The 25,016-nt window shown below is 41.2% G+C and carries 21 protein-coding genes and 1 other RNA gene; 8 read left to right on the forward strand and 14 right to left on the reverse strand.

Annotated features, from left to right (window positions below):
• Position 1: 1 nt before the first annotated feature.
• Positions 2 to 1,315 (reverse strand): gluconate:H+ symporter, encoded by a 1,314-nt coding sequence (locus DX873_RS04040; protein ID WP_116183226.1) that lies wholly within the window; start codon positions 1,313 to 1,315, stop codon positions 2 to 4.
• Between the two features lie 151 nt (positions 1,316 to 1,466).
• Positions 1,467 to 4,067 (reverse strand): ATP-dependent chaperone ClpB, encoded by a 2,601-nt coding sequence (gene clpB, locus DX873_RS04045; protein WP_116183227.1) that lies wholly within the window; start codon positions 4,065 to 4,067, stop codon positions 1,467 to 1,469.
• Positions 4,068 to 4,214: 147 nt separating this feature from the next.
• On the opposite strand from clpB, the gene ytxJ reads away from it, so the two are divergent.
• Positions 4,215 to 4,604, forward strand: a complete 390-nt coding sequence (gene ytxJ, locus DX873_RS04050) for a bacillithiol system redox-active protein YtxJ (RefSeq protein ID WP_116183228.1) — start codon at positions 4,215 to 4,217, stop codon at positions 4,602 to 4,604.
• Positions 4,605 to 4,654: 50 nt separating this feature from the next.
• Here ytxJ and DX873_RS04055 read toward each other — a convergent pair whose 3' ends face one another.
• Complete coding sequence (locus tag DX873_RS04055; protein ID WP_116183229.1) at positions 4,655 to 5,860, reverse strand: hypothetical protein; 1,206 nt, start codon at positions 5,858 to 5,860, stop codon at positions 4,655 to 4,657.
• 250 nt (positions 5,861 to 6,110) lie between these two features.
• On the opposite strand from DX873_RS04055, the gene glyA reads away from it, so the two are divergent.
• Positions 6,111 to 7,388, forward strand: a complete 1,278-nt coding sequence (gene glyA / locus DX873_RS04060; RefSeq protein WP_116183230.1) for a serine hydroxymethyltransferase — start codon at positions 6,111 to 6,113, stop codon at positions 7,386 to 7,388.
• 32 nt (positions 7,389 to 7,420) lie between these two features.
• Here glyA and DX873_RS04065 read toward each other — a convergent pair whose 3' ends face one another.
• The 8 genes from DX873_RS04065 to DX873_RS04095 all read right to left on the reverse strand — a co-directional run bounded on the left by DX873_RS04065 (position 7,421) and on the right by DX873_RS04095 (position 15,544).
• Positions 7,421 to 8,071, reverse strand: a complete 651-nt coding sequence (locus DX873_RS04065; RefSeq protein ID WP_116183231.1) for a hypothetical protein — start codon at positions 8,069 to 8,071, stop codon at positions 7,421 to 7,423.
• A 176-nt stretch (positions 8,072 to 8,247) separates the two neighbouring features.
• Positions 8,248 to 8,916 carry a helix-turn-helix domain-containing protein gene (locus tag DX873_RS04070; protein ID WP_116183232.1) on the reverse strand — a complete coding sequence of 223 codons (669 nt, stop codon included), beginning with the start codon at positions 8,914 to 8,916 and terminating at the stop codon, positions 8,248 to 8,250.
• Positions 8,917 to 8,944: 28 nt separating this feature from the next.
• Entirely contained in the window at positions 8,945 to 10,933 is a 1,989-nt protein-coding gene (locus DX873_RS04075) for a tetratricopeptide repeat-containing sensor histidine kinase (protein WP_232520849.1), read from the reverse strand.
• 436 nt (positions 10,934 to 11,369) lie between these two features.
• On the reverse strand, positions 11,370 to 11,534 hold the full coding sequence (locus DX873_RS18830) for a hypothetical protein (RefSeq protein ID WP_181899430.1): 165 nt from the start codon (positions 11,532 to 11,534) through the stop codon (positions 11,370 to 11,372).
• Between the two features lie 141 nt (positions 11,535 to 11,675).
• Positions 11,676 to 12,410 (reverse strand): LytR/AlgR family response regulator transcription factor, encoded by a 735-nt coding sequence (locus DX873_RS04080; RefSeq protein ID WP_116183234.1) that lies wholly within the window; start codon positions 12,408 to 12,410, stop codon positions 11,676 to 11,678.
• A 130-nt stretch (positions 12,411 to 12,540) separates the two neighbouring features.
• Positions 12,541 to 14,082 (reverse strand): hypothetical protein, encoded by a 1,542-nt coding sequence (locus tag DX873_RS04085; protein ID WP_232520850.1) that lies wholly within the window; start codon positions 14,080 to 14,082, stop codon positions 12,541 to 12,543.
• Positions 14,082 to 14,474, reverse strand: a complete 393-nt coding sequence (locus DX873_RS04090) for an acyl-CoA thioesterase (RefSeq protein WP_116183235.1) — start codon at positions 14,472 to 14,474, stop codon at positions 14,082 to 14,084. Before DX873_RS04090 ends, DX873_RS04085 begins: the two co-directional genes overlap by 1 nt.
• Complete coding sequence (locus DX873_RS04095; protein WP_232520851.1) at positions 14,474 to 15,544, reverse strand: glutaminyl-peptide cyclotransferase; 1,071 nt, start codon at positions 15,542 to 15,544, stop codon at positions 14,474 to 14,476. The genes DX873_RS04090 and DX873_RS04095 overlap by 1 nt, the downstream gene beginning before the upstream one ends.
• A 75-nt stretch (positions 15,545 to 15,619) precedes the next feature.
• Here DX873_RS04095 and ffs point away from each other — a divergent pair.
• The 4 genes from ffs to fsa all read left to right on the forward strand — a co-directional run bounded on the left by ffs (position 15,620) and on the right by fsa (position 17,789).
• Positions 15,620 to 15,718, forward strand: an RNA gene (gene ffs, locus DX873_RS04100) — signal recognition particle sRNA small type.
• Between the two features lie 58 nt (positions 15,719 to 15,776).
• Complete coding sequence (locus DX873_RS04105) at positions 15,777 to 16,586, forward strand: SDR family oxidoreductase (RefSeq protein ID WP_116183236.1); 810 nt, start codon at positions 15,777 to 15,779, stop codon at positions 16,584 to 16,586.
• Positions 16,587 to 16,622: 36 nt separating this feature from the next.
• A complete protein-coding gene (locus DX873_RS04110) occupies positions 16,623 to 17,042 on the forward strand; it encodes a hypothetical protein (RefSeq protein ID WP_116183237.1) in 420 nt (139 codons plus the stop codon).
• Positions 17,043 to 17,132: 90 nt separating this feature from the next.
• Positions 17,133 to 17,789 carry a fructose-6-phosphate aldolase gene (gene fsa / locus DX873_RS04115; protein ID WP_116183238.1) on the forward strand — a complete coding sequence of 219 codons (657 nt, stop codon included), beginning with the start codon at positions 17,133 to 17,135 and terminating at the stop codon, positions 17,787 to 17,789.
• A gap of 62 nt (positions 17,790 to 17,851) precedes the next feature.
• On the opposite strand, the gene DX873_RS04120 is transcribed toward fsa, so the two are convergent.
• A complete protein-coding gene (locus DX873_RS04120) occupies positions 17,852 to 19,237 on the reverse strand; it encodes a TlpA family protein disulfide reductase (RefSeq protein WP_116183239.1) in 1,386 nt (461 codons plus the stop codon).
• Positions 19,238 to 19,403: 166 nt separating this feature from the next.
• Between DX873_RS04120 and DX873_RS04125 the strand changes: the two genes are divergently transcribed.
• Complete coding sequence (locus tag DX873_RS04125; RefSeq protein WP_116183240.1) at positions 19,404 to 21,035, forward strand: ABC-F family ATP-binding cassette domain-containing protein; 1,632 nt, start codon at positions 19,404 to 19,406, stop codon at positions 21,033 to 21,035.
• 2 nt (positions 21,036 to 21,037) lie between these two features.
• Here DX873_RS04125 and DX873_RS04130 read toward each other — a convergent pair whose 3' ends face one another.
• A complete protein-coding gene (locus DX873_RS04130; RefSeq protein ID WP_116183808.1) occupies positions 21,038 to 21,757 on the reverse strand; it encodes a hypothetical protein in 720 nt (239 codons plus the stop codon).
• Between the two features lie 214 nt (positions 21,758 to 21,971).
• Here DX873_RS04130 and DX873_RS04135 point away from each other — a divergent pair, with 214 nt between their 5' ends.
• On the forward strand, positions 21,972 to 22,511 hold the full coding sequence (locus DX873_RS04135; RefSeq protein ID WP_116183241.1) for a fasciclin domain-containing protein: 540 nt from the start codon (positions 21,972 to 21,974) through the stop codon (positions 22,509 to 22,511).
• On the opposite strand, the gene pheT is transcribed toward DX873_RS04135, so the two are convergent.
• Positions 22,512 to 24,932 (reverse strand): phenylalanine--tRNA ligase subunit beta, encoded by a 2,421-nt coding sequence (gene pheT / locus DX873_RS04140; RefSeq protein WP_116183242.1) that lies wholly within the window; start codon positions 24,930 to 24,932, stop codon positions 22,512 to 22,514.
• Positions 24,933 to 25,016 lie beyond the last annotated feature (84 nt).

Genomic DNA, 25,016 nt, shown 5'->3' on the forward strand with positions numbered 1-25,016 from the left:
ATCAAATTATCATGTTCAACGCCAAAACACCAAGAAGCCCCATAATTCCAACCAAGGTTTCCATGACTGTCCAAGTAGATAGGGTATCCTTTACAGAGAGATTGAAATACTCCTTGAACATCCAAAACCCAGTGTCGTTTACGTGGGAAAGCATTAAACTTCCAGATCCAATGGCCAGAACCATAAGTTCTGCACTCACATCGGCACTCATAGCAATGGGGAGCACAATTCCTGCGGCAGTCAAACCTGCAACGGTGGCTGACCCTACACTAACCCTGATTACTGTGGCAATGAGCCAGGCCAGAATTAATGGAGATATGCTTGAGCCCTTGAGCCCTTCGGCAATATATTCACTGACTTTGCTATCTATCAATACTTCTTTCAATGCTCCAGCTCCAGCAATAATCAACAAAATCATGGTGATACTGGAAACTGAAGTGGATAAAGAGTTCATGACAGTTTTCATATCCTTGCCTTTGGCAATTCCCAAAGTATAAATGGCCAACAAAACAGAAATCAATAAGGCAATTACTGGATTTCCAATAAAAGTTAAGATGTTTCTCAAAAGGCCATCTTCCAAAAATTGTTCTGCGGCAATGCCCACCCCGATAAAGATTATGGGAGATAGTGCTGTTAAGATGCTCACCCATGTGGAAGGCAGTTTTTCTTTTGGGATTACCTCTGGATTATAGAATTCCGCCAGAGGTTTGGCTTCAATTTTTTTAATGGTCCTTGCAAATAGCGGTCCGGCTACAATTATGGCAGGAACTGCTATGATAAGACCGTACAACAGGGTTTTGCCAATATCTGCGTTGAACATAGCTGCAATGGCTGTAGGAGCAGGGTGAGGCGGAAGGTATCCGTGGGTAACGGATAAAGAGGTCAACATAGGTAAACCTACATACAACAACGGAAGTCCTGTTGAAATGGCCACGGTGAAAACTAAGGGAATAAGAATAACAAAACCTACAGAGTAGAACATTGGAATTCCCACAATAAAACCTGTAATGACCATGGCCCACTGTACATGTTTTACACCAAACTTGGACACCAATTGTGTAGTGATCTGCTGTGCGGCTCCACTATCTGCCACCAACTTTCCAAGCATGGCGCCCAACCCCAATATAAGTACCAAAAACCCTAGGGTATTGCCTATACCACGTTGAATTGATTTGACTAAGCTATCCAGCTCCATCCCTTGGAAAATACCCACAAAGAGACATACAATGATGAAAGCTAGAAAGGCGTTAAGCTTAAGTTTGGCGATTAATAAAAAGAGGAGAAAAATACCGATGATGGCAATGATGATTGGCATATGATTTTTTTAAAAGCCACTAAAATAAGGATTTAAACTTATGGTTTTGGTACAGTTTTCTGTGCATTGAGGTTCTTTGTTGTTAGGAATGAAAAAATAAACCCTTCCTCAAATTAATGAAGAAGGGTTTGTGACTATTTGTAATGTTTATTTAATTCACAAGTTCACTTTGGTTTCTGAAGACCAACTGATCATCAAATGAGTCCAGTAAAACAATACTGTCCGATTTTATGGTCCCTGCCAATAGTTCTTTTGACAAGCTGTTCAACACCTCTTTTTGTATGAGCCTTTTCACGGGTCTTGCTCCAAATTGGGGGTCATATCCCTTTGCGGCCAAATAGTTAATGGCTTCCTCGGTAGCATCCAGTGTGATGTGCTGCTTACCAACCAATTTTTTCAATTGATCTAATTGCAGGCCAACAATCTCTTTGATGTCGGATTTGCTCAAAGGGGTGAACATGATAATGTCATCAATTCTGTTGAGGAATTCTGGGCGTATGGTTTTTCGTAACAACCCCATTACCTCAATTCTAGCAGATTCTGAAGCACTTTCTACATCCATGGCATCTTCAAATTTCTCTTGAATGATTTGGCTGCCCATGTTACTGGTCATTATAATTATTGAGTTTTTGAAATCTGCTACACGGCCTTTGTTGTCCGTTAGCCTTCCTTCATCCAAAACCTGCAATAAAATATTGAATGTATCCGGGTGAGCTTTTTCTATTTCATCCAGAAGCACTACAGAATATGGTTTTCTTCGCACGGCCTCGGTCAATTGCCCACCTTCATCGTAGCCCACATATCCAGGAGGTGCTCCTACCAAGCGACTAACAGAATGACGTTCTTGATATTCACTCATGTCTATTCGAGTAATGGCATTCTCATCATCGAACAAATAGGCGGCAAGGGTTTTGGCCAATTCTGTCTTACCTACCCCGGTATTTCCTAGGAAAAGGAATGAACCAATGGGCTTTTTAGCATCTTGAAGCCCAGCCCTGCTCCGCCTAATGGCGTCGGATACGGCAACAATAGCTTCTTCTTGCCCCACGACACGTTGGTGCAGCACATCTTCCAATTTCAACAGTTTTTCACGCTCACTCTGCATCATTTTGGTCACAGGTATACCGGTCCATTTGGCCACAACTTCGGCAATGTCCTCATTGGTAACCTCTTCTTTGATCAAAGTTCCCGCATGTTGTTGTTGAGCAAGATCTTCCTGTAGTTTTTCCAGTTTTTCCTGGGCTTCCTTTATTTTTCCGTAGCGCAGCTCGGCCACCTTTCCATAGTCTCCGTTTCGTTCGGCACGCTCTGCTTCCAATTTAAAAGTTTCAATATCCTGTTTGGTTTTTTGGATTTCATCCACCACGGTTTTCTCACTTTCCCATTGCGCAAAAATTTCATTGCGCTCTTCTTTGAGATTGGCCAGCTCCAGGTTCAGCGTTTGTAGTTTGGCCGTATCATTTTCCCGTTTTATAGCTTCTATCTCAATTTCCAACTGCATGATCTTACGGTCCAGAACATCCAACTCCTCTGGTTTGGAATTGATTTCCATACGTAGTTTGGAAGCCGCTTCGTCTATAAGGTCAATGGCCTTGTCAGGAAGGAACCTGTTGGTAATGTACCGTTGCGAAAGTTCTACGGCGGCCATGACAGCTTCGTCTTTTATACGAACCTTGTGGTGGGCCTCATATTTTTCTTTGATTCCCCTAAGGATGGAAATTGCGCTCTCGGTATCAGGTTCATCCACCACCACTTTTTGGAACCGTCTTTCCAGAGCTTTGTCTTTCTCAAAGTATTTTTGGTACTCATCCAAAGTGGTGGCACCAATAGCCCTTAGTTCCCCTCTTGCGAGTGCTGGTTTAAGAATGTTGGCTGCGTCCATGGCTCCTTGACCGCCTCCGGCACCTACCAGGGTGTGGATTTCATCAATGAACAATACAATGCTGCCATCAGATGAGGTTACCTCTTTTATAACAGCTTTCAATCGTTCTTCAAACTCACCTTTGTATTTTGCTCCCGCAATCAATGCACCCATATCCAGAGAATAGATGGTTTTATCTTTCAGGTTTTCTGGGACATCTCCTTGAATAATTCTATGGGCCAAACCTTCAGCTATCGCTGTTTTTCCTACTCCGGGTTCCCCAACCAACATAGGGTTGTTCTTGGTTCTTCTGGACAGGATCTGCAGAACTCTTCGTATTTCTTCATCCCTTCCGATTACAGGGTCCAATTTGCCACTATCGGCCAATTGATTTAGGTTTTTGGCGTATTTATCCAATGAATTGTAGGTGTCCTCGGCACTTTGGGAAGTTACCTTGCCCCCTTTGCGTAATTCTTGGATAGCAGCTTTCAAATCTTTTTCTGTTACCCCTTGATCCTTGAGAATCCGGGCAATTTTGCTTTTTGATTTATAGATAGCCATCAATAGATGCTCAATGGAAACAAATTCATCACCCTGTTTTTTGGCAATTATGCTTGCTTCGTTCAAGGTTTGTCCTGCATCTCTTGATAGCATGATATCGCCTCCGGAAACTTTGGAAAAGCTTTCAAGCTCTTTATCCAAAATTTGGGAGAGCATGGCAGTGTTAACGTTTAATTTCTTCAGAATGAAGGGTAGAACATTTTCGTCCACTTCGGTGATGGCCTTGTACAAATGCTCATTTTCTATTTGTTGATGGCCGTACTCCTGAGTAAGTTGTTGTGCCCGTTGAACGGCCTCCTGTGATTTTATAGTAAAATTGTTGAAATTCATGTCCAATTGTTTTTTTACCTCTCTATTTCAACAACCTTACCATTGGTAAAATACCGTCAAAATGTCGCTAAAACCTTGAAAACAAAAGACATTTCGTCAGTTTGTAAGCTTTTGGAGCTTAACCGACATAAGATGTAAATTTAGCGCATGGGAATATTCAATAGTTTATTTGGAGGTAAAAAAGAGGTTAAGGAAGAAAAGGAAAGTCTACCTTGGATACCTTTGGTGTCTGTGGACCAACTGGAAGAGATTGTTGATCACTCCAAATCGAGGACACAATTGATTTTTAAACATTCCACTACCTGTGGAATTAGTAATATGGTCCTTAGGATGTTTTCTGATCACTATACGGTAGGTGAAGATGCGGATCTTTATTATTTGGATCTACACGCCCACAGAGATGTTTCAAATGCAGTGGCATCACAATTCCAGGTTTTGCACCAATCTCCACAACTTTTGATCATTAAAGATGGTGAAGCGGCTTTTCATGCTTCTCATGGGGCAATCACGGATGCGGATTTGGAAAACTATATTTAAAGCAAAAAATAACGGGAACCATGGTTCCCGTTATAACTTTTTATATGCTTCTAATCATTAAAATGGTTCTGGGCCATAAAATGATTTTGCGAAATGATATTCTTCAGTCGCAGTTTTAAATCTTCTCCTGCATCAAATACCATTTGTTCGTTCGTTGGAAAAGGAACCGCTCTTACATCCAAAAGAGTAATCAGGTCTGGCTCCAGAGCCCTTTTATCACCTTTGTAGTTGGCATATATATGCTCAAAGACAAACTCACTGGATAGAGGGTAGGAATTAATTTCCTGTCCACTGGCCAAGTCGGTCAACCGAACTTTTGCACCAATCTGGGCTGCCTTGAACTGCGTAAATTGGTAGAAACTACACTGAACCGTCCTGAATCTGTCTACCTTGATTCTGTTGCCAAGACTGTCCTTTACCGCATTTCCTTCTTCATCCAACAGATATTCGTAACCGTCCTTAATCTGTTTTTCTTTTACAATTTGTTTTTCTCGAACTTGTTCAGGAGAAATGTTGATCTCCATAAAATCCACGTTCAATGCATAGTCATATTTAACTTGACTTAGTGGATTGGTATGGTATTCCCTCCAAAAGTTGTCAATGCCGTAGCTGTTGAAGTCCAGAAGCTCGTTTTCCAATCTTTCTGGAATAATTTGCTGGGTCTCGTTTCCAATCTCAACCCTTACATATTCCAAACCTTTGGAATATGCCTGATCCATCTTGGCAAGAACGTCCTTGTAGCCCGGATTGATTTCCTGAAGGTATTTAAGGTCATCGTAGGCTGCTCTAAAGTCATGTTTTTCCCTGGCAGAGGCCAATAGGGAAGAGGCATTGCTGTACAGATATTGTGACAGGTCGTTTTTGGTGGCCAGAATTTGACCATCATAATTGACAAAGTCAAATGAAGCATCTCGCCCTTGATCGTAGATCGGCAGGGGAAGCAAAGGCCTGATTCGTTGTTGAATCTGCTTCAATTGAAGGTATTTGTTGTAAACGGTCTCCAGGTTTGCTGGATTCCCATCGTTTTTCAAAAACGATATCTGTTCCCGCTCTCTTTGCGCATTCTTGGAAAAGGCTTCCTCCAATAAAAGTACATAGTCTTGATGTCCCTTTTTGGTTTTGTTTTCCGTGAGATTTTTTATGGCCTTGTTCATGGCAGCAACATAGTTGCCGCTGTTCAAAGCTTCTTGGGTCTTTTTAACCCCGCTACATGCGGCAAGCAAGACCAACATTCCGAAGAGTAATACTTTTTTCATGGTTTTCTGATTTTATTGGTTGATTATGGTTTTCCAATAGCTGTGCCAAAAGCCATCATGTTATTAACGAAAAAGGACAAACGGTAGTATATTATCGGCAAACAACCTAAAACCAAGCCTTTTTTTAGAGTTTCTTGCTCTAGACAACCATTGTTAATTGTTGTTTGATAAAATCAAAATCCCGCGTAATTTTTTTGGTTTGAGTTCGACATTCTATTTGTAATTTTAGCACTTCTTAATTCTAGGAAAAATGCAAAGAGACCACCAGATTTTTGAGCTTATTGAGCAAGAAAGAAAAAGACAGATCGAGGGGATTGAACTGATTGCCTCCGAAAATTTCACAAGCCCGCAGGTTATGGAAGCTGCAGGATCTGTGCTTACCAATAAATATGCCGAGGGCTACCCCGGTAAAAGGTATTATGGTGGTTGCGAGGTGGTAGATGAAGTGGAGCAGTTGGCCATTGATCGCGCGAAAGATCTTTTTGGAGCAGTTTATGCCAACGTTCAACCGCATTCTGGTTCTCAGGCCAATGCAGCGGTGTATCATGCTTGCCTTAAGCCTGGAGACACTATTTTAGGATTTGACCTCTCGCATGGAGGGCATTTGACCCATGGTTCGCCTGTAAATTTCTCAGGAAAATTGTATCGCCCTGTTTTTTATGGGGTGGATGAGGAGACCGGTACCATAAATTATGACAAGGTGCAGGAAATGGCCGATAAGGAAAAACCCAAATTGATCATTGCTGGGGCCTCGGCATATTCCAGGGATATGGATTTTAAAAGATTTAGGGAGATAGCGGATAGTGTAAACGCTATTTTGGTTGCCGATATATCGCATCCGGCTGGATTGATCGCTAAAGGCATCATGAACGACCCCATTCCGCATTGCCATATTGTTACCACTACCACACACAAAACGTTGCGAGGTCCTCGTGGTGGATTGATCTTGATGGGCGAGAACTTTGAGAATCCTTTTGGGATTAGACTTAAGAACGGAAACCTTAGAAAAATGTCCGGTTTGTTGGATCTTGCAGTGTTCCCGGGCAATCAGGGAGGTCCGTTGGAGCATATTATTGCGGCCAAAGCTGTGGCATTTGGAGAAGCGCTTTCCGATGATTTTCTTCATTACATGCTTCAGGTCAAGAAAAATGCGGATGCAATGGCCAAGGCATTTGTTGAGCGAGATTACAAAGTAATCTCCGGCGGAACGGACAACCACATGATGTTAATCGACCTAAGAAACAAGAACATCACAGGTAAGGATGCCGAAAAAGCATTGGAACTAGCTGCTATAACCGCCAATAAGAATATGGTGCCTTTTGATGACCAGTCACCATTCATTACTTCAGGGGTAAGGTTTGGAACTCCGGCCATAACCACTAGAGGTCTAAAAGAAACTGACATGGAAACTATTGTCGGGTTTATAGATGAAGTGATTTTGGACCCTGAGAACGAAAGTAAAATAGCGCAGATAAAACAAAAGGTCAATGACATGATGATGTCACGACCTTTGTTCAATGCGAAGTAATAATGGGTACTTCAATCTAAATTTAAGCCGAGTTATTCAAAAAGGAACAGGTGTTCCTTAAAGAGTTTTTTACGGTTAAGGTCATAGACCATAACACAGTGTTGTTGTAGGTCCTCAAAATAAAGGCCCCAATAGTTGAAATAGTTGTCCCTGCTCTTTTCCAGCTCAAAACTATCCAGCCTTTTCTCTTCGTAGACCGCTATAAATATCTCGTAGGGCATTTGGGTGAGTCCTTTGGTAAAGTAAACGAAATGTTCACTGACCGTGCACATGATTTTTCCGATCTGCTCTGAAATACTGCGCTGGTGCAGTCTGGATATAATAATGGAGGTATCCTTAAAATGAACTGAGGCCTCCACAATATCAACACTATTATTGTTCTTTCTGTTTAGCTCCTCGCAGGCTGTTTGAAAAGAAGATTCGAGTTCTACACCTTCATTGGAAAATTTAAAACCTCCCCAATTACCAATGTTGAAATAGTGCAAACTTTCCGTAATTCCATAATTACAGTAAATATCCAATACCAAATCCGTACGTTTGCTCTCGGTATAATATCGGGTTTGGATTTCGACTTCGGCAAAGAAGTCCTTTTCGAGGGTACTGGTAAAATCGGCTAGGCCGTTCACCAAATGATTGATTTTTACTCCGTCAAAATTGGGGTCAGCATTTTCCAGAAACGACATAATTCAGCTTTTTTGCGGTTACCTGTAATAAAATTAAGAGGAATCTTTTTCTCTGAATTACAGGAAATCCTTAAAAATTCTGGGGTTTTTCCACAATTTGTAGGGTTTTTGCGTCAAAACGAGTGAAAAAAGTAAATAAAATAGAAAGACCGACCTTATAAAGTATTTTAAAAAGATTAAATGAATCCCCTGTTCTTTGCGGCCAATATCAAGGCTAGATCATTTTGGTTTTCGGTACCAAAAAGAATCTTTAAATGGCGTTTTCTGTTTTCTATGGAGGAAGGTGACAAACGGATGTGTTTTTCCAAATCTTTATTCTTGGTACCCTTAGACAAATGATACAATATTTGCCTGTCCTTTTCGTCCAGTTCAATATCATTGGACATTTTCTTGCGGATGGCACCCAATGCTTTTGAGGAATAATAGGGAGGGTTAAGGGTTATGGTCTTTACCGCATCTTCTAAGGTCTTGGGGTCAATGTCCGTTTTTACCAGGTACCCATCTGGATCTACAGATTTTAGAATACTGTTTATTCTGTAATTGTCGCTATAGGATGACATGTAGACAATCTTGGTCTCAGGAACCAGCTTGCGCGCCAAAAGACCGAGGTCTTCGCCATTAAAAGGTTGTTCTTCGTTTGGTGGATACAATTGAACATCCAAAAACATGATGTCGTACTTAAAGGAGGTAACGGAATCCTCAATGATTTTCTTTCCAGCTTCATAGGTAGTGGCGGTATCCACAATAATACTGTATCCATCAAACTCTATGCGTTCCAAGATAAACTTGTACCCCAGTATGATCATTTCGTGATCATCAACCGCCAATATCCGAAGTGTCTTCATGTCTACCGTTTTGCTGATCGTATCCAAGTTATGCCTTTATCATTTTTTCGGGTTGTTCTACGCGCTCAGTTTTGGTCAGTCCCAAATAACTGTCGGGAATATCCACCGTTAAGGTGGTTCCGTCTCCTTTTTTGCTCTCTATTTTTAGTACTCCTTTGATCTTCTTTACCCTTGAGGCCACATTGCGCAGACCAATTCCGCGTTTTCCCTTGCCAACATCAAACCCAACACCATCATCCGAGATACTCAACCTTAACACGTTGTCATAGATTCCAAAATCTATGGCCATGTTCTTGCACTGGGCATGTTTTACACTGTTCTGCATTGACTCTTGAACAATCCTGTAGATATTGATCTTAACATCTCCCTGTAGGCTGTCCCAGTCAACATCTGGGTTGTATATAAAAGAACAAGAAATACCGGAGGACTTGCCAATGTTGTTGATAAGCTCCTCCAGAGACACGATAAAATTATGAATTTTTTGGTAAGAGGCATCACTAAGTTCATGGGATATAGAACGAATTTCTTCTTCAACTTCCCGAAGTTTTTCAATGAAATCTGCCCGCTGCTCCATTGAAGCTTCGTCATCTTTTTCGTTCAATCCGCCAAGAATCAACCTAATACCTAGCATTTGTCCCAAAATGCCATCGTGGAGCTCTTCTGAAATTCGCTTTTGCTCCAATTGTTGCCCTTCCTTGAACTTTCCTTGTTGGGCCAACATAAGATTGTAGATCTCCTGATTGCTCTCTTGCTGCTTTTGTTGGAATTTAAGCCTGTTGTTGTGCACGCGCTGCGATACAATAATGAGTAAGGCCAAACCTAAAAGTACCAATCCTAAAGCAGCCGCGATCCAAATTTGTTTTTGACGGGCCAATACCTCGTTTTCCTGGATTACTTCGTCAGTCTCTAAACGTATGCGCGCAAACTTGTCCCGTTTGGTACGCTCTTCTTCCTGTATGGTCTCATTAAGTTGGTAGTATTCATTGGAGTAGGTTACGGCATTAGGGCTGTCCAATTGGGTAAGGAGCATGAGCACCTCCAAACGACGGTCATTGTTAAGGGTCTGTTCTGCCAATGCTTTTGACTCCAGGGCATATTGTATAGCTTGGGCCGTGTCCTGTTCTGCTGCCAATATCTCCGCATAAAATTGTTTGGCCCGGGCCTGCTCATATAGATAGCCCAAACTGTCATTGATTCGTACACCTTGCTCTATAAGCTGTTTACTTCGTTCATAATCACCGCTTGTTTTAAACAGGGTATGTGCATGACTCACCATAGCTCTGGAGTACAATCTTGGGTTTGCAGATTCCAAACCTGTATCTTTCAACACGGAGCTATAGATTTTTTCTGCGGCAGAGTAGTCTTCCATGGCCATATACTCGGTTGCAACGTTATTTTGGTTCTGCCAGACCAGTCTGGTTTTCTCCGAAGTGTCTAATTTATTTAGGTAAGAACCGGCTTTCTCATAGTATTCCAGGGATTTTTTGGAATTTTTCATGCCACTGGCGATAACACCTAAAACATTATAACTGTTGTAGATTCTTTTGTAATCTTCTAAATCATTGAAAATCTTTAGAGCTGCTGAAATGCTGGTCTCGGCCCCCAAATAATCTTTATAGGAATCCTGAATCCGTCCCATACTGTAAAGCATTCTTCCCTTTAGGGAACGGGAGGTGGAATCTACGGGAAGTTGGGTAAAACTTTGATGCGCATTTTTAAGATGGAAATAGGCACTGTCCAGTACGCTATACGATTGAAAAAAATAGGCCAAATCCCAATGGGATTCCCCTAGGGTCATATACATATTAGCATCTTCTGACAGTTCTATGACCTCCTGATTTATTTTTCTAAAACCCAAAGAATCTGGCAAGTTTTTATAAGCCAATGAAATCCGGGAAAGATGATCTAGTTTCAGGGTGTCGTTAGAATATTCAAAGGCTATGTTCCTAGCCCGGACCAGAAATCGCCTGCGTTCTTCCATAGGAAGTTGGGTACTGTCCCGACAAATTCGAACCAACTCTTTGATTTGTTGGGACCGCGAATCTGTACCAATGGGGTCAGTTCGGGTAGGCCCGTTGCAAGCTGCAATAAGGCCAAAAATCAATATTAAATAACTATATTTCAATAGGTTGTAATAAAAACCGATACGTTTTTGCTTTCTTTTACTACAAGGTACTAAAAAAGCCCCATACCGTAAAAGGTGATGGGGCTATGTTTCTATTTCAATTACTTCTACAATTGCCTTTCGTCATTAAGTGAATCAACATCAAAATCCCCGTTGTTAAGTCGCGATTGACTTTTATGATATGTATTTGGAGAAGTTATTGCTTCAGATTCAATGCTCGATATGGCAGTGCTGTTACTTCTTTCGTTTTGGGTATACATATATTGTCCTAAACATAATGTAAGCATGACAATAACTGTACCCAAATGGTACAATCTAATTAAAGTCATTAGTTGTCGTTTCTGCCGTCTTCGGTTGTCTCGTGACCATCTGTTGATTCTTGATCTAAAGTCTCAAAAAGGTCCACGGTTTCCTGCACATCAGTGTCCGTCTCGCAAGAGATCATTCCCATAGTCATCGCTACAATTGCCAAGATGCTTACTGCTTTCTTCATAATAATTTAGTTTAATTGGTTAAAGATTATGGTTAGTGACACCAAATTATTCAACCGTAAAAAGAGAGTACAGCAAGCGGGCCTATATTTAGTAGTTAACCCATTTCTATTAGAATTTTACAGGAATCTACGAGAATTTGTTCAATTAAGGGCGCGTATAGCACTTTTTGAGAGCATATCCTTTAGGGCATCTATCTTGTCCTTATAGGTTTTGGAGAACGGGAGTTCTTCTTCTCGGTCGTTGCGCAGGGTACATATATTCTTGCCATAATTGATACGGGAAACGTACCTGCTGTTGAGAATATAGCTCTGATGGATACGTACAAAACTCTTGGGGAGTCTTTGTTCAAAGGACTTTAGAGTTTTAAAGGCACTGACCACGTTGCCGTCTTTCATAACAAAGTCCGTAGCATTGTTGTCAGATTTTAGGTATAGGATATCACTGGTGTCCAGATACCTATAATCATTATATGATTTTAAGCAGATGGTGGAGGGCAGAAGCTGCTTGGGGTGCCTTTTGCGAAGGCGCATAATGGTCTTGCGGATGTCAAACTCATTATGAGGGAGGATCCAATAGTCGAAAAAGCCACTTTTAATAGCGTTGTAGGCATGTTGTTTAGATGTGGAGAAGCCAATTATAATAGGAAGCGTCTGAATGTATTGGTTGAGTTCGGATATCATCTGAAAATAGGACATGCTGTCGTGGTTCAGATTGACCAGGACAACTTCGGGGGTGTGTTTTAGGATGCAATCGAGTCCTTCTTCCGAACTTTGTGCCGTTGCCGCACAGATAAAATCTCCATGCTCCTGCAGGTAAAGTTGCAACTGCAGTTTTGAGGAGGCGTCGGCGTCAATGATCACATAAGTATATTCCATGGATAAAATCCTTGGTGCAATTTACTAACAGCCGAAAAAAACTCGTTGCAGATTTGCCTTAAAAAAACTGGGGATTTCCCTCAAAATCAGGAAGTTTTCTTACGATTCCCTATATTTTTTTCTTAAAATGTTAATTTTCGTTGACAAATTCGTAAGCACCCAGATCCGGATTTTGGGTGCGATCTATACCCAAAATATCGAAAGGAATCGGGTCGATTAGATCAGGAGTTGCTGCATCCAGGGCGGCAGAATTGAATCCTATTTGAAATTGGTTATCAAAAGGAAGGGAAAACTCTGGAGATTGGTTCAGGATTATATTCTCATAGCTGTTTGTATCCCCAAAATCGTAAAGCGGATCATTGGCGAAGCTGTTGTTGGAATCATCAAATTGCAACAGACAATTCAAAAACTTAAAATTGAAGTCGGCCGCCGGGTCTTGAAGTAGGGTAAGTTCCAAAGGCAAGGTTCCATGGACAATACTGTTGATGAAATCGGCCTGTTCCAGGTTTTGGGTGGTATCTCCATCATAATTACCTATGGTAAGGGTGGGACCACTTCTAAAACCATTGCTCCAATAATTGGCCAGGGTACAGTGCACAAAACTGTAATTACCTCCCAGGTCTATTCTGGCAGAAGCACCACCTGCATTGCCCAATACCGTATTCTTGGCAGTGATATAGGCAGAAGTTGCCCAAAGATTGTCGTTTACGCTATTATATATTTGGGTATTGGTTAAGGTTAGGGTAGGGGTTGCCAGTTGTCCGTCACCATCTACTCTAAGGCCCGTGGTGGCATTTTTAATGGTTAAATGGGATAGATGATTACCGGTACTCCCTTCTTTGATCCACACAGTGCCCCATTGCCCAGGTTCTTGTGCGTAAGTGGTTTCCAATCGGTCTCCTTCAAAGATGACCTCATTTTCAAGTTCTTCTTGGTCTTCGCTCAATGCTCCATTGACCATAATCGAAGCTCCTGAATCGACTACAAGTCCTGCATTTTGATGAAAATGTACCCTAGTTCCTGGTTCCATGCTCAAGGTTGTTCCATCAGCTACGGCGGCATAGCCGTAGATCACATAAGGTTTTTCATTGGTGAAGAGTAATTCATCCGGTTCAAGGTAAAACCCTTCTACCCGAATCTCACCACCATTTTCATCTGTTCCCAAAACCAAAGATTCTTTATTTCCATTTGGGAGCGTTGCCGGAAAGAGAAACACCGCATCTTTTACTAAAGTAACCAGCGGCACCTGCTGTATTGCAGAACCTTCTCCAAATAAAAGGTCCTCAATATATAGGAATTCATTTTCGGGAAGCCCAGTGGCATCAAAAGTGGTTTCAATAAAAACAAAAAGGCTGTCCTTGGCCAAAAGCGGGATATCTTGAAACTCTTTTCCCGCCATTCCATCTACATTGAGGCGGTAGCTACTTTGCTGTCCGGTTTCCAGACCAACATAAGGAATAAGGATGTCCTCGCTGCTTCTATTGTAGACCTTTAAAGAATAGGTGCTGCTGCCGATATTGGAAAAAATGGTGTCCAGGAATACGGTATCCTTGGAGAATTCAAGATTTCCAGAACTTGGGGCATACTCAAAATCCTCCCGGCATGAAGCTGAAAGAATCAGGAGGCCCAATACCAACCCTGTTGCCAACCATTTTATTCTTGAACGTTGCACTATTCCTGAAACAGTTTTTGAACGGATTCCGGTACACGCTTGGGCCTAAATGTCTTGGCATCCAAAAGGCACCACTCCGTACAAGCCTTAACTATAAGGTTGTTCGTTTTATTGTCCTTGATTTCCACTATCCTTATGGATAGCGGGCCTTTGGTTTCTTGTATATAGGTGTTTAGTTGGAGTGTATCGCCCAATTTGGCAGACCTATGATAGGAAATATTATGGTTTTTGACCACCCATACCACCTCGTCACGAATCTGGGGTGTGGTTGCCTTTATCCAATGTTTTTTAGAGATTTCCTGGATCCATTCCACATATCTGACATTGTTTACATGGTCCAGTTCGTCCAGATCTTCCTCGGTAACTTTTAGGACCTCACTATAGGTTTGCATTAATTTTTCTTAAGGATTTTTACCTCGAAGAGCTTGTCCCAGTTTTTGCCCGTTACAAAAAAGGTACCTCTTTCTTTATGGTAGGCCACCCCATTGAGCACAGAATTGGCATCGTCCCAGTCCTGACTCTTTTTGATCTTGCTCTTTAATCCTCCAAAGTTAATGACGCCTTCAATGGCACCCGAAACGGCATCAATGATCATCATGCTCTCCCTTTGGTACACGTTGGCGTAAATTTTTCCATTTACATATTCCAGTTCGTTGGCCTTGTTAAAGATGGATTTGTTGGTGACCGTTTCAATATAGCCTTGTTCTTCAAGCGTGCTGGGATCCAAAAACCAGATTCTTTCAGTGCCATCACTTTTGAAAAGTTTGGTTCCATCATTGCACAGTCCCCAACCTTCCCTGCTTTCACCATAACTGAAGTTCTGTAGCTTTTCCAGGTTGGAAGGGTCGTAGACATACCCAAAACCACTTTGCCAGGTTAATTGGTACAGTTTATTGTTCAGAACGGTAAGGCCTTCGCCAAAAACGGTTTGCTCCAAATCTATTCTTTGAATGATCTCGCCAGTTTCATAATTTACCTTTCTCACTGTGGATAACCCTCTCTTTCCAGTACTTTCATACAGCACACCCTCATAAAACTCCAATCCCTGGGTATAGGCAGAAGTATCATGTGGATAGGTGTTCAGGATTTCGTATGTATAGATTTCCGGTGCAGTAGCGGATAACAATCGAAGATTTTCACGAATCTCAACAGATTGTTCTCCATATTTGATTTGGGCAGTAAGTTCTTTGTTGCCTAGGGTTCTTGGGTTGAGGGTAAGCTTTCCGTTTTCCACCGGAATTTCTTCCCCGTCCATAAAATAGTGGACCTCGGTTACGGGAATGTCTCCTTTGTTCTTTATGGACACAGCTACTTCCTGGCCATGGACCAGTTTGTTCTTGTTGCCTTCCAATTCAATTGAAAATAGCTTGGATGGGTCATTTTCGCCACCACATCCTAGAAAAAAAAGTAAAAAGCTGAATATTGATAATAACTTGACCATTGTCTTTAGGGCATGTTTCATAGTTAGCATACTTAATCATCGAAATTAAGGATGAAATAGGATTGCGGCAAATTTAAAAGGTCGTATATTTGCATTTGGCAAGTCCTACACGACCAGCTCCTGCAGAATCCCCCAGGGCGGGAACGCAGCAAGGGTATGTGGTCGTAGCGGTGCGATGTAGGTAGCTTGCCTTTTTTTGTACCCTAAATTCTCATGATCATGTATCTTTCCCTTCCAAAAGTAAACTGTGAACATGGATAAAAAAGTTGTCTTGATCACCGGCGGTTCCTCGGGAATAGGAAAATCCATTGGAACCTACCTTACCTCAAAAGGGTATGTGGTGTGCGGAACCACAAGGAATCTTGAAAAATATCCTGATTTTGATGCCTTTAAATTGATTACTCTTGATGTGAAGGACCAACAAAGTGTTCTGGATTGTGTCTCTGAGGTAGTTTCGTTGGAAGGTCAACTGGACATTTTGATCAACAATGCAGGAATGGGAATAACAGGTCCCATAGAGGAAACCCCACATGAAGAGATCCTTAATGTTTTTGATACCAACTTTCATGGTCCGGTTCACATGATGAAAGCAGTGTTGCCCCAAATGCGAAAACAGGGGGGAGGACTGATCATTAACATTACTTCCATAGCTGGATATATGGGGCTTCCTTTCCGGGGGTATTATTCGGCTACCAAAGGAGCATTGGGACTTGTTACCGAAGCACTCAGAATGGAAACCAAAAGCTTTGGTATTTCCATCACCAATTTGGCACCTGGCGATTTTGCCACCAATATAGCTGCGGGGCGTTATCATGCTCCAGTTCTAAAAGATTCAGCTTATGAGGAGGTGTACCAGAAAAGCCTCGATTTAATGAACGAACATGTGGATGCTGGTGGAGACCCCATGGAAGTAGCCAGAAAGGTATATGCCATTATCCAACAGAAGAAACCTAAGATTCATTACCCAGTTGGAGAATTTATGCAAAAGGTTTCGCTGCTCTTGAAAAAAATCCTTCCAGGAAAGGTCTACGAAAAACTTTTGCTCAACCATTACAAGCTTTAAATTATTGCGTGGCATGTTTTTTGAGAATAGGAAAGCATGAAAACGAACAAAAGAATTTTAGGGTTTGGCCTTGCAGTTTTGGTTACATTTTTTACCCTGGGCTGCGATGAGGTCTACGAGTGTATTTTCAATATTGAACCAGAGATTCATGATAGACCTTTGGAGCTAGGTATAGTTGGTGAAAGGTACTATGGTATTGTCACTGCTGAAATAAGCAATGAGGTAAACGACAACGACTACGACTACGATTTTGAAATCTATGGTGAACTTCCGCCAGGGGTATTTTACGACATCAACCGACGATCCATTGAATTTTTCGGAATTCCTGAAGAAACAGGTAATTACAGATTTAGGGTTGAACTGTTTGTTGAATCGTATGATTACTACGGTTATGATGGAAGTCCAACCTGTTCTGATTCTGCTGTTAGGGATTTTGTGATCCAGGTGGTGGACTAAGTGCGTAGAATTTTGTCCAAATTTGGGTATAGGGTTGGTTAATATTGTAAATTCGCAACCAATTCTAGTACAACTTAAAACAGCGTATACATGAAATTTTTTATTGATACCGCCAATTTGGATCAAATAGCGGAGGCACAGCAGCTGGGAGTTTTGGATGGGGTTACCACCAACCCATCATTAATGGCCAAGGAAGGAATCACAGGGAAAAACAATATTTTGAAACACTATGTGGATATCTGCAACATCGTGGATGGTGATGTTTCAGCTGAGGTTGTGGCCACAGAATTCGACGCCATGATAAAGGAAGGACACGAGCTTGCTGAGTTGCATGAGCAAATTGTGGTGAAGGTGCCGATGATCAGGGATGGGGTAAAAGCTCTAAAATATTTTTCTGACAATGGTATACGCACAAACTGTACTTTGGTGTTTTCTCCAGGTCAGGCACTATTGGCTGCTAAAGCAGGAGCCACTTATGTCTCTCCTTTTTTGGGAAGATTGGATGATATCTCCACAGATGGGTTGAACCTTATCTCTGAAATTAGGATGATCTATGACAACTACGGTTTTGAGACCCAGATTTTGGCAGCCTCCATTCGTCATACCATGCATGTAATTGATTGTGCCAAGCTTGGTGCTGATGTAATGACTGGACCATTGTCCGCTATAGACGGATTGTTGAAACACCCTCTTACAGATATTGGACTTGAAAAGTTCTTAGCTGACTATAGAAAGGGAAATTCCTAAGCTAAGAAAGACGATAAAAGAATTTGAAAACATGCCCTGGGATTTTTCTCAGGGTTTTTTGTTTAGAAGGAGTAGTAAAGGTTGGCAAAGGCATCAACAATTAGAGTATCCTTGGCAATGACACACTTGTTAAGGCCATCAATGATCATGGTGGTCTGTATTTCTTTAAAATCCTCACCGTAGAACTGACTGCTCTTGTCCAATTGATTTTCTTCCATCATACTTAACCATTGAGGATGGCTTGTCCTAACATTGATACCCACAAAATTTAAGTCTGGATGCTTCTTTTTTAGTTTGTTGATGTGTCTGGTGATATTTTTGAAGTGCCTCTTCTGTGATCCAGCCCAAAAATAAAAGACGGTTTTTTCATTTTTGCTTATGTCCCTTAATGAATGCGATTCGTTATTGATGTCCTTTACCCATAGGTTTGGAAGTGTTCTATTGGGCTGAAGGTTTTGAATGCCTTCGTACAAATGCGTGATTTCCTCCTTGTGCGAGGCACTGGTGGAAAGTTTACGGAACTTATCAATGAAAATTTGGCATTCTTTGTTGGGATTATGCTCCTTGAGTAGATAATCCATGGCAATATTTCTGAAGAGCAGGTTTCTTAGGTCTTCATCTTTCACCAAACTATCCACCAAATGAAGCTTATGCTTATTAAAGTGCAGATGGCTGGCCATAGACATTTTTCCGTTGCTACAATCCTCCATGCAAGCCATATAGGACAAATTGCCAAAGTGATACTTCATGTAATCATAGTACGGTCTAAAATAGGTGAGGTCACGACTGTTTAGGTCAACCATTTTTCGGTAATCATAAAAATTGTCCGTAAGCTCATGAATGGTTTCCTCTCCAGTTTTCTTTTTATGATAAAAAGGATATTTTTCACTATAGATGTAACTATTGTAGTCTATAGAAGCCATGGCCATGGACACAACTTTTTTGGACAATTGACCGTCCTCCACAATAAGTTCTTCCAGATGTTTGATTTTCTGCGTACGTAGAGAATCTATTTTTGCTTTAAAAGCATCTGGTTTTAGCTTGTAGTAACTGTAGATCAACGGTTCCTCTTCTTCGTAGGCCAAGAACATCTCAACCAAAAAATTGTTGATTTCACTGCCCTTTCCAGAAAATACCAGGGATTCATCAAACTCCATGGTATTCAATCTGATCAGAAGACTGTCTCCTTCTTGTAAGTATACATATTGTAACTCTGGGCTGTGGTCAAAGTGATAGAGCCCTTCCTCAATTCCTTGCAAATTAAATGAAAACCTATTGTTGTCATTCAACTTTACGGAATCAATGTAGGTGTCATTTCTGTAAAGTACGACGTAATCACTGGTGGGATTTACTATCTCGCCCCCAAAGAACACTGATGGGCATTCACCATGCTTTTGTGAGCATGCCAGAACTGTAAGGAAAGATAGACCGAGTAAAAATCTTACCATATAAAGGGAACCGTCATGTTTGACACAAAAATAGCAATACCAAAAAGTCTCCTTTGTTAATGGCTAGTTAAATGTTGTAAAACCTTGTTTTCGTGTAGTTTGACAATGTGTTTTTTAATTGCTAGTAAAAAATCCATTTTTAGCTATTTTTGCAAAAATTTTATTCATGCTATCAGTATCCAATTTATCGGTACAGTTTGGAAAGCGCGTGTTGTTCGATGAGGTCAACGTAACCTTTACCCAAGGAAATTGTTATGGAATTATAGGGGCCAATGGTGCCGGGAAATCCACTTTCTTAAAGATTTTATCTGGGCAATTGGATGCTACTTCGGGGCATGTTCATTTGGAGCCTGGAAAACGGATGTCCATTTTGGAGCAGAACCATAATGCATATGATGAATATCCAGTTCTGGAGACCGTGGTAATGGGCAATAAACCTTTGTATACCATCAAGAAGGAAATAGATGCACTCTATGCCGATTATACAGATGAAAACGCTGAAAAAATTGGGGAACTGCAGGTTCAGTTCGAAGAAATGAACGGATGGAACGCCGATAGTGATGCTGCCGCCCTCTTGTCCAATCTGGGGATTACGGAAGAATTGCACTATACCACCATGGCGGACATGGATTCCAAACTAAAGGTCAGGGTATTGTTGGCCCAGGCACTTTTTGGAAATCCTGATGTGCTGATCATGGATGAGCCTACCAACGACCTGGATTATGAAACCATTAATTGGTTGGAAAACTTTTTGGCCAACTATGACAACACGGTGATAGTGGTGTCTCACGATCGACACTTTTTGGATGCAGTCTGCACCAGTATCGCGGATATTGACTTTGGGAAGATCAATCTGTTCTCCGGGAACTATACATTTTGGTACGAAAGTAGCCAGTTGGCAGCACGCCAGCGTGCCCAGCAAAACAAAAAAGCTGAGGAAAAAGCCAAAGAGCTTCAGGAATTTATTCAAAGGTTCAGTGCTAATGTGGCGAAGAGCAAACAAGCTACTTCCAGAAAAAAAATGCTCGAAAAACTTAAGGTGGAGGACATTAAACCTTCAAGTAGAAGATACCCTGCCATTATTTTTGATCGCGAGCGCGAAGCGGGAGATCAAATTTTGAATGTTGAAAAACTTTCAGCAACTTCTGAGGATGGTGATTTGTTGTTTCAGAATGTAAACATCAATCTCGCTAAAGGTGATAAGGTGGCCATATTGTCTAAAGATTCCAGGGCAACTTCTGCCTTTTACAACATAATTACGGGAAAGACCAAACCGGATAGTGGAACATACCAGTGGGGGGTTACCACAACTCAATCGCATTTGCCTGCGGATAATTCCGAATATTTTACCCAGGATATCGATTTAGTGGATTGGCTACGTCAATGGGCCAAAACGGAAGAGGAGCGCGAAGAAGTATACATTAGAGGCTTTTTGGGCAAGATGCTCTTCAGTGGGGAAGAGGCACTGAAGAAATGTACGGTGCTTTCAGGTGGAGAAAAAGTACGATGTATGTTGAGTAGAATGATGATGCTAAGGGCCAACGTACTTTTGTTGGACGAACCTACAAATCACCTAGACTTGGAGAGTATCACGGCATTCAACAACTCCTTGAAGAATTTTAAAGGAACGGTTTTGCTAACAACGCACGACCATGAATTTGTACATACAGTCGCCAATAGAATCATAGAGATTACCCCAAAGGGCTGTATTGATCGCTATTTAACCTTTGACGATTACATGTCTGACAAGTCCATTAAGGAACAACGGGAAAAAATGTATGCCGTAGAAACGGTTTAGTCCTAAGCATTAAAGTATTTACTGTTCCAAATGACGGGGTTAAAATTCTTTCCCCGAGCAAATCCGTAGAAAATAACTAGAGAAGCTATCCATTTGAACATAAAAAAGAAAATTAGCCAAAATTCTGCAGACGAATTGTTCTTGGAAAATAGTCCATCGGGTATTAAAAGAGTGGTCAAATAACTTATCAGCAGAACAAACAAGACAAGGTTTCCAATGTTCTTAAAAGGCCATACCAATAGCTTTCTTAAAGGGTGTAAGTCGTTACCCCACTTGTGTATCAAATAAAAATAGTCGTTACCGATTGGAGCGAAAAGTAGAGGGTCGTCCTTGTCTTCCAATTTAAAGAGTTTAGAAGGAGCCATAATTTTGTATCCTTTGATTTCCACTTCGTGTTCTCTTTCCAGCTGTTGTATTTTTTTGAGTGCTGTTTTGGGAATTTCCCCCTTGAAATAGCTACTGTCTAAAAAGCGAAGTCGATAATCGATGCAGATTTCCTTGATTTGGTCTAAATGATAGATTTTGGTGGTTTCCAGCAAGTCCAAATTGAATCTGTTATCAGTTGCATTACTCTTCGATGCAAGTTCTGCTGAAATCTTAGCTTGTTTCATGGAATTACCATTAAGGAAATCTTCCAATCCTGAAGCAGTTCCTTGATGCTTCTCTTGCTTTTTTCTAACTTTCTGAAGTTTACTTTCTATGTTGGTCTTTTCAAATATCATATCCATTTTTCTTAGCAATCCATTCAAATTTAAGTAATTGTGTCAGTGAATTTGAAATTGTGAAAAAACTCAAATGTTAACATTGTGTTAAATAAAATTTTCACTTTCAAAAAGAATCGAAGATTTTATCAAAAAGATGTATCTTATCGACGATTTTGGTATTTAATCGTATAACCATACTAACTAAAAACGTCCCAAAGCCGAGAACTTAACAATGAAAAGCCCCCTAACCTCAATCTTATTTGGTCTTTGCTTGGTCCTTTCTGCAACAATATCTGCTCAGAATTTAAATGATCAGCCCTTACAATCCACAAGTAACAACACAATTGATTCTGAACGACATAAAATCTTAATGGCGGCTGTAAAAGCTACGGAGTTGGACGATGTTCTTGAAAAATCTGGACCTTTTACGGTTTTTGCTCCATCTGATGCTGCTTTTGAACGTTTCTCAAGTTCCAAGATTCAGCAATTGATAAATTCCCAGGATAAAAGTGAGTTGAAATCCTTGTTGAGCTACCACATCGTGGCTGGTAACCTGACTGCATCACGAATCTTGCGTGCCATGTGCAAGGGTAACGGAAAAGCTAGCTTTACTACCATTCAAGGGAAAAAACTGTTGGCCCATATGGAAGGATTGGATATTGTTCTGACTGACCCAGTGGGGAATACAGCAAGAATCACCACTGCTGACCTAAATCTAAAAAACGGTGTCATCCACGAAATTGACAGCGTAATTCTACCCGTACAAATGTAATCAACGAAGTTCGGCGCCCAGGTCTTTTTGGAAACGTGCCAATAACTTGCCCATTATCTTATCGATTTGTTTATCGGTCAAGGTTTTGTTTTCGTCCAAAAGCGTAAAGCTCACAGCATAGGACTTTTTCCCAGCCGGTAGATTTTTCCCGGTATAAACATCAAATAGGCTTACCTCTTTGAGCAACTTCTTTTCGGTCTCCCAGGCTATATCATAAACCTGCTGATAGGTAATCCCCTCATTCAGTAACAAGGCGAAATCCCGGGTTACCTCAGGGAATTTCGGAATTTCCTTAAATGCAATATTCTTGGTATTTATGGCGCTAAGAATAACATCCCAGTCAAAATCGGCAAAGAGAATCTCTTGTTTAACATCAAACTTCTTAAGAAGTGACTTGCTCACAACTCCATAAATGCCCAATTCCTGTCCATTTAAAGAAAGTGTCAATCCTTCGGAAAAAATGGAATCAGAAGCTGGTTTAGTTGTAATATCCGTTAACCCTAGGCGCATAAGCAAGGATTCCATTACTCCTTTTAAAAAGAAGAAATCAGATTTTTTGGAATCTAGGGCCCAGCTTTCCTCTGCACGATTACCTGTAATGAATAGGGAAAGATGTTGTTGTTCAAGATTCTGACCATCTTTTGTATGGTAAGTCTTTCCAAACTCAAACAACCTCAAATCAGAACTTTGTCGATTCAGGTTATAAGCAATTATTTGCAGCCCGGAATACAGCATTGAGGTCCTGAGTTCCGATAGGTCGGCACTCAGTGGATTCAACATTTTGACTGGACTTTTTGTACTCCCAAATAGCTCATGGGACCCAGCTGCAACCAAACTGTTGGTCATAATTTCATAGAAACCTTGAGAAGCCAACATGGTACCGATAACATCCTGTACCTTGTGGTTTTCAAATTTAGAGGTAGTTGCTATGGAAGCGGTCAGTTTTTCTTTATCATCGATGTTGTTATAGCCATAGACCCTTAAGATTTCCTCAATTACATCAACCTCACGTTCAACATCCACTCGGTAGTTGGGTATGGTAAGCCCCAATCCAGATTCGGTAACATTGTTTACTTTGATTTCCAAAGATGCCAATATGGATTTGATGGTATCCCTAGGAATTTCATGACCGATCAAGGAGTTGATTTTATCAAAAGTCAAGAAAACCTGTCTTTCCTGAACCTTTTTAGGGTAAAGGTCAACCACGTCAGAACTAATGTCCCCACCTGCGATCTCCCGTATCAGCAATGCTGCTCTTTTTAAAGCATATTCCGTGATATCGATATCCACACCGCGTTCAAACCTAAAGGATGCATCGGTATTTAAACCATGTCTCTTGGCGGTTTTACGTATTGAAATGGGGTCGAAATATGCACTTTCCAAGAAAATGGACGTAGTGTGTTCATTTACTCCAGAATGGATTCCTCCAAAAACTCCGGCAATACACATGGGCTTTTCGCTGTCACATATCATCAGGTCCTCTTCATGAAGTTCTCTTTCTACTTCATCCAAAGTGACAAACTTTGTTCCGGCAGGAAGAGTCTTCACCTCAATTTTATTACCCTTTATTTTCATTGCATCAAAAGCATGCAAGGGTTGACCAAGTTCGTGAAGCACGTAGTTGGTTACATCAACCACATTATTTATTGGAGATAATCCTATGGCCCGAAGTCTATTCTTGAGCCAGTCTGGTGACTCCTGAACAATTAGGTTGCTTATGGTTACACCACAATATCTTGGGGCCAATTGAGCGTCCTCAGCTTCAACATCTATTTTAAGAGACCGGTTGTCAATGGAGAAATTACTGGTAGACGGGGTAACCAATTGTTTTTGGATTTCCAGTTGTTCCAAACCAGCTTTTAGATCACGTGCTACCCCATAATGGCTCATTGCATCAGCGCGATTGGGTGTAAGGCCGATTTCAAAAACTTCATCACTTTCAATTTCAAAAACTTCGGCACAAGGTGTTCCTGGCTTTAAATTATCGCTAAGCACCATGATACCATCGTGGCTATCACCAAGTCCCAATTCATCTTCGGCGCAGATCATACCATGGCTTTCTTCACCACGTATTTTACCTTTTTTGATTTCCCAGGCTTCACCTTCCTTGGAGTAAAGTTTGGTTCCGATGGTGGCAACAGGAACCTTTTGCCCAACAGCTACGTTGGGAGCGCCGCATACAATTTGAAGTGGAGAGGCATCACCTACATCAACGGTGGTCAATTTAAGGCGGTCTGCATTTGGGTGTTTTTCACAGGTTAGAACATGGCCGACCACTACACCCTTTAAACCTCCTTGAACAGATTCAAAGTTGGAAATGCCTTCAATTTCAAGACCTAGATCCGTTAGAAGTTCCCCGGTCTTTTCCGAAGTCCAATCAATTTTCAAAAACTGCTTTAACCAGTTGTAAGAAATCTTCATACCCCAAATTTAAAGTGGACAAATATAAAACAATAGGGTAACAGATTCAATCGAAAATGTGCGTAGTGTGGTGGATATAGCTCC

Source organism: Flagellimonas nanhaiensis (assembly GCF_003382275.1).
Lineage (GTDB): Bacteria > Bacteroidota > Bacteroidia > Flavobacteriales > Flavobacteriaceae > Flagellimonas > Flagellimonas nanhaiensis.

Excerpts from the sequence above, each read along its gene's own strand:
- DX873_RS04105 (WP_116183236.1), top strand. The coding sequence starts at position 15,777 with ATGGATAAAAAAGTTGTCTTGATCACCGGCGGTTCCTCGGGAATAGGA.
- DX873_RS04095 (WP_232520851.1), bottom strand. The coding sequence starts at position 15,544 with ATGAAACATGCCCTAAAGACAATGGTCAAGTTATTATCAATATTCAGC.
- DX873_RS04070 (WP_116183232.1), bottom strand. The coding sequence starts at position 8,916 with ATGAAGACACTTCGGATATTGGCGGTTGATGATCACGAAATGATCATA.
- DX873_RS04135 (WP_116183241.1), top strand. The coding sequence starts at position 21,972 with ATGAAAAGCCCCCTAACCTCAATCTTATTTGGTCTTTGCTTGGTCCTT.
- DX873_RS18830 (WP_181899430.1), bottom strand. The coding sequence starts at position 11,534 with ATGAAGAAAGCAGTAAGCATCTTGGCAATTGTAGCGATGACTATGGGA.
- DX873_RS04065 (WP_116183231.1), bottom strand. The coding sequence starts at position 8,071 with ATGTCGTTTCTGGAAAATGCTGACCCCAATTTTGACGGAGTAAAAATC.
- ytxJ (WP_116183228.1), top strand. The coding sequence starts at position 4,215 with ATGGGAATATTCAATAGTTTATTTGGAGGTAAAAAAGAGGTTAAGGAA.
- DX873_RS04080 (WP_116183234.1), bottom strand. The coding sequence starts at position 12,410 with ATGGAATATACTTATGTGATCATTGACGCCGACGCCTCCTCAAAACTG.
- DX873_RS04090 (WP_116183235.1), bottom strand. The coding sequence starts at position 14,474 with ATGCAAACCTATAGTGAGGTCCTAAAAGTTACCGAGGAAGATCTGGAC.
- DX873_RS04120 (WP_116183239.1), bottom strand. The coding sequence starts at position 19,237 with ATGGTAAGATTTTTACTCGGTCTATCTTTCCTTACAGTTCTGGCATGC.
- DX873_RS04125 (WP_116183240.1), top strand. The coding sequence starts at position 19,404 with ATGCTATCAGTATCCAATTTATCGGTACAGTTTGGAAAGCGCGTGTTG.
- DX873_RS04130 (WP_116183808.1), bottom strand. The coding sequence starts at position 21,757 with ATGATATTTGAAAAGACCAACATAGAAAGTAAACTTCAGAAAGTTAGA.
- glyA (WP_116183230.1), top strand. The coding sequence starts at position 6,111 with ATGCAAAGAGACCACCAGATTTTTGAGCTTATTGAGCAAGAAAGAAAA.
- DX873_RS04040 (WP_116183226.1), bottom strand. The coding sequence starts at position 1,315 with ATGCCAATCATCATTGCCATCATCGGTATTTTTCTCCTCTTTTTATTA.
- DX873_RS04110 (WP_116183237.1), top strand. The coding sequence starts at position 16,623 with ATGAAAACGAACAAAAGAATTTTAGGGTTTGGCCTTGCAGTTTTGGTT.
- fsa (WP_116183238.1), top strand. The coding sequence starts at position 17,133 with ATGAAATTTTTTATTGATACCGCCAATTTGGATCAAATAGCGGAGGCA.
- clpB (WP_116183227.1), bottom strand. The coding sequence starts at position 4,067 with ATGAATTTCAACAATTTTACTATAAAATCACAGGAGGCCGTTCAACGG.
- pheT (WP_116183242.1), bottom strand. The coding sequence starts at position 24,932 with ATGAAGATTTCTTACAACTGGTTAAAGCAGTTTTTGAAAATTGATTGG.
- DX873_RS04055 (WP_116183229.1), bottom strand. The coding sequence starts at position 5,860 with ATGAAAAAAGTATTACTCTTCGGAATGTTGGTCTTGCTTGCCGCATGT.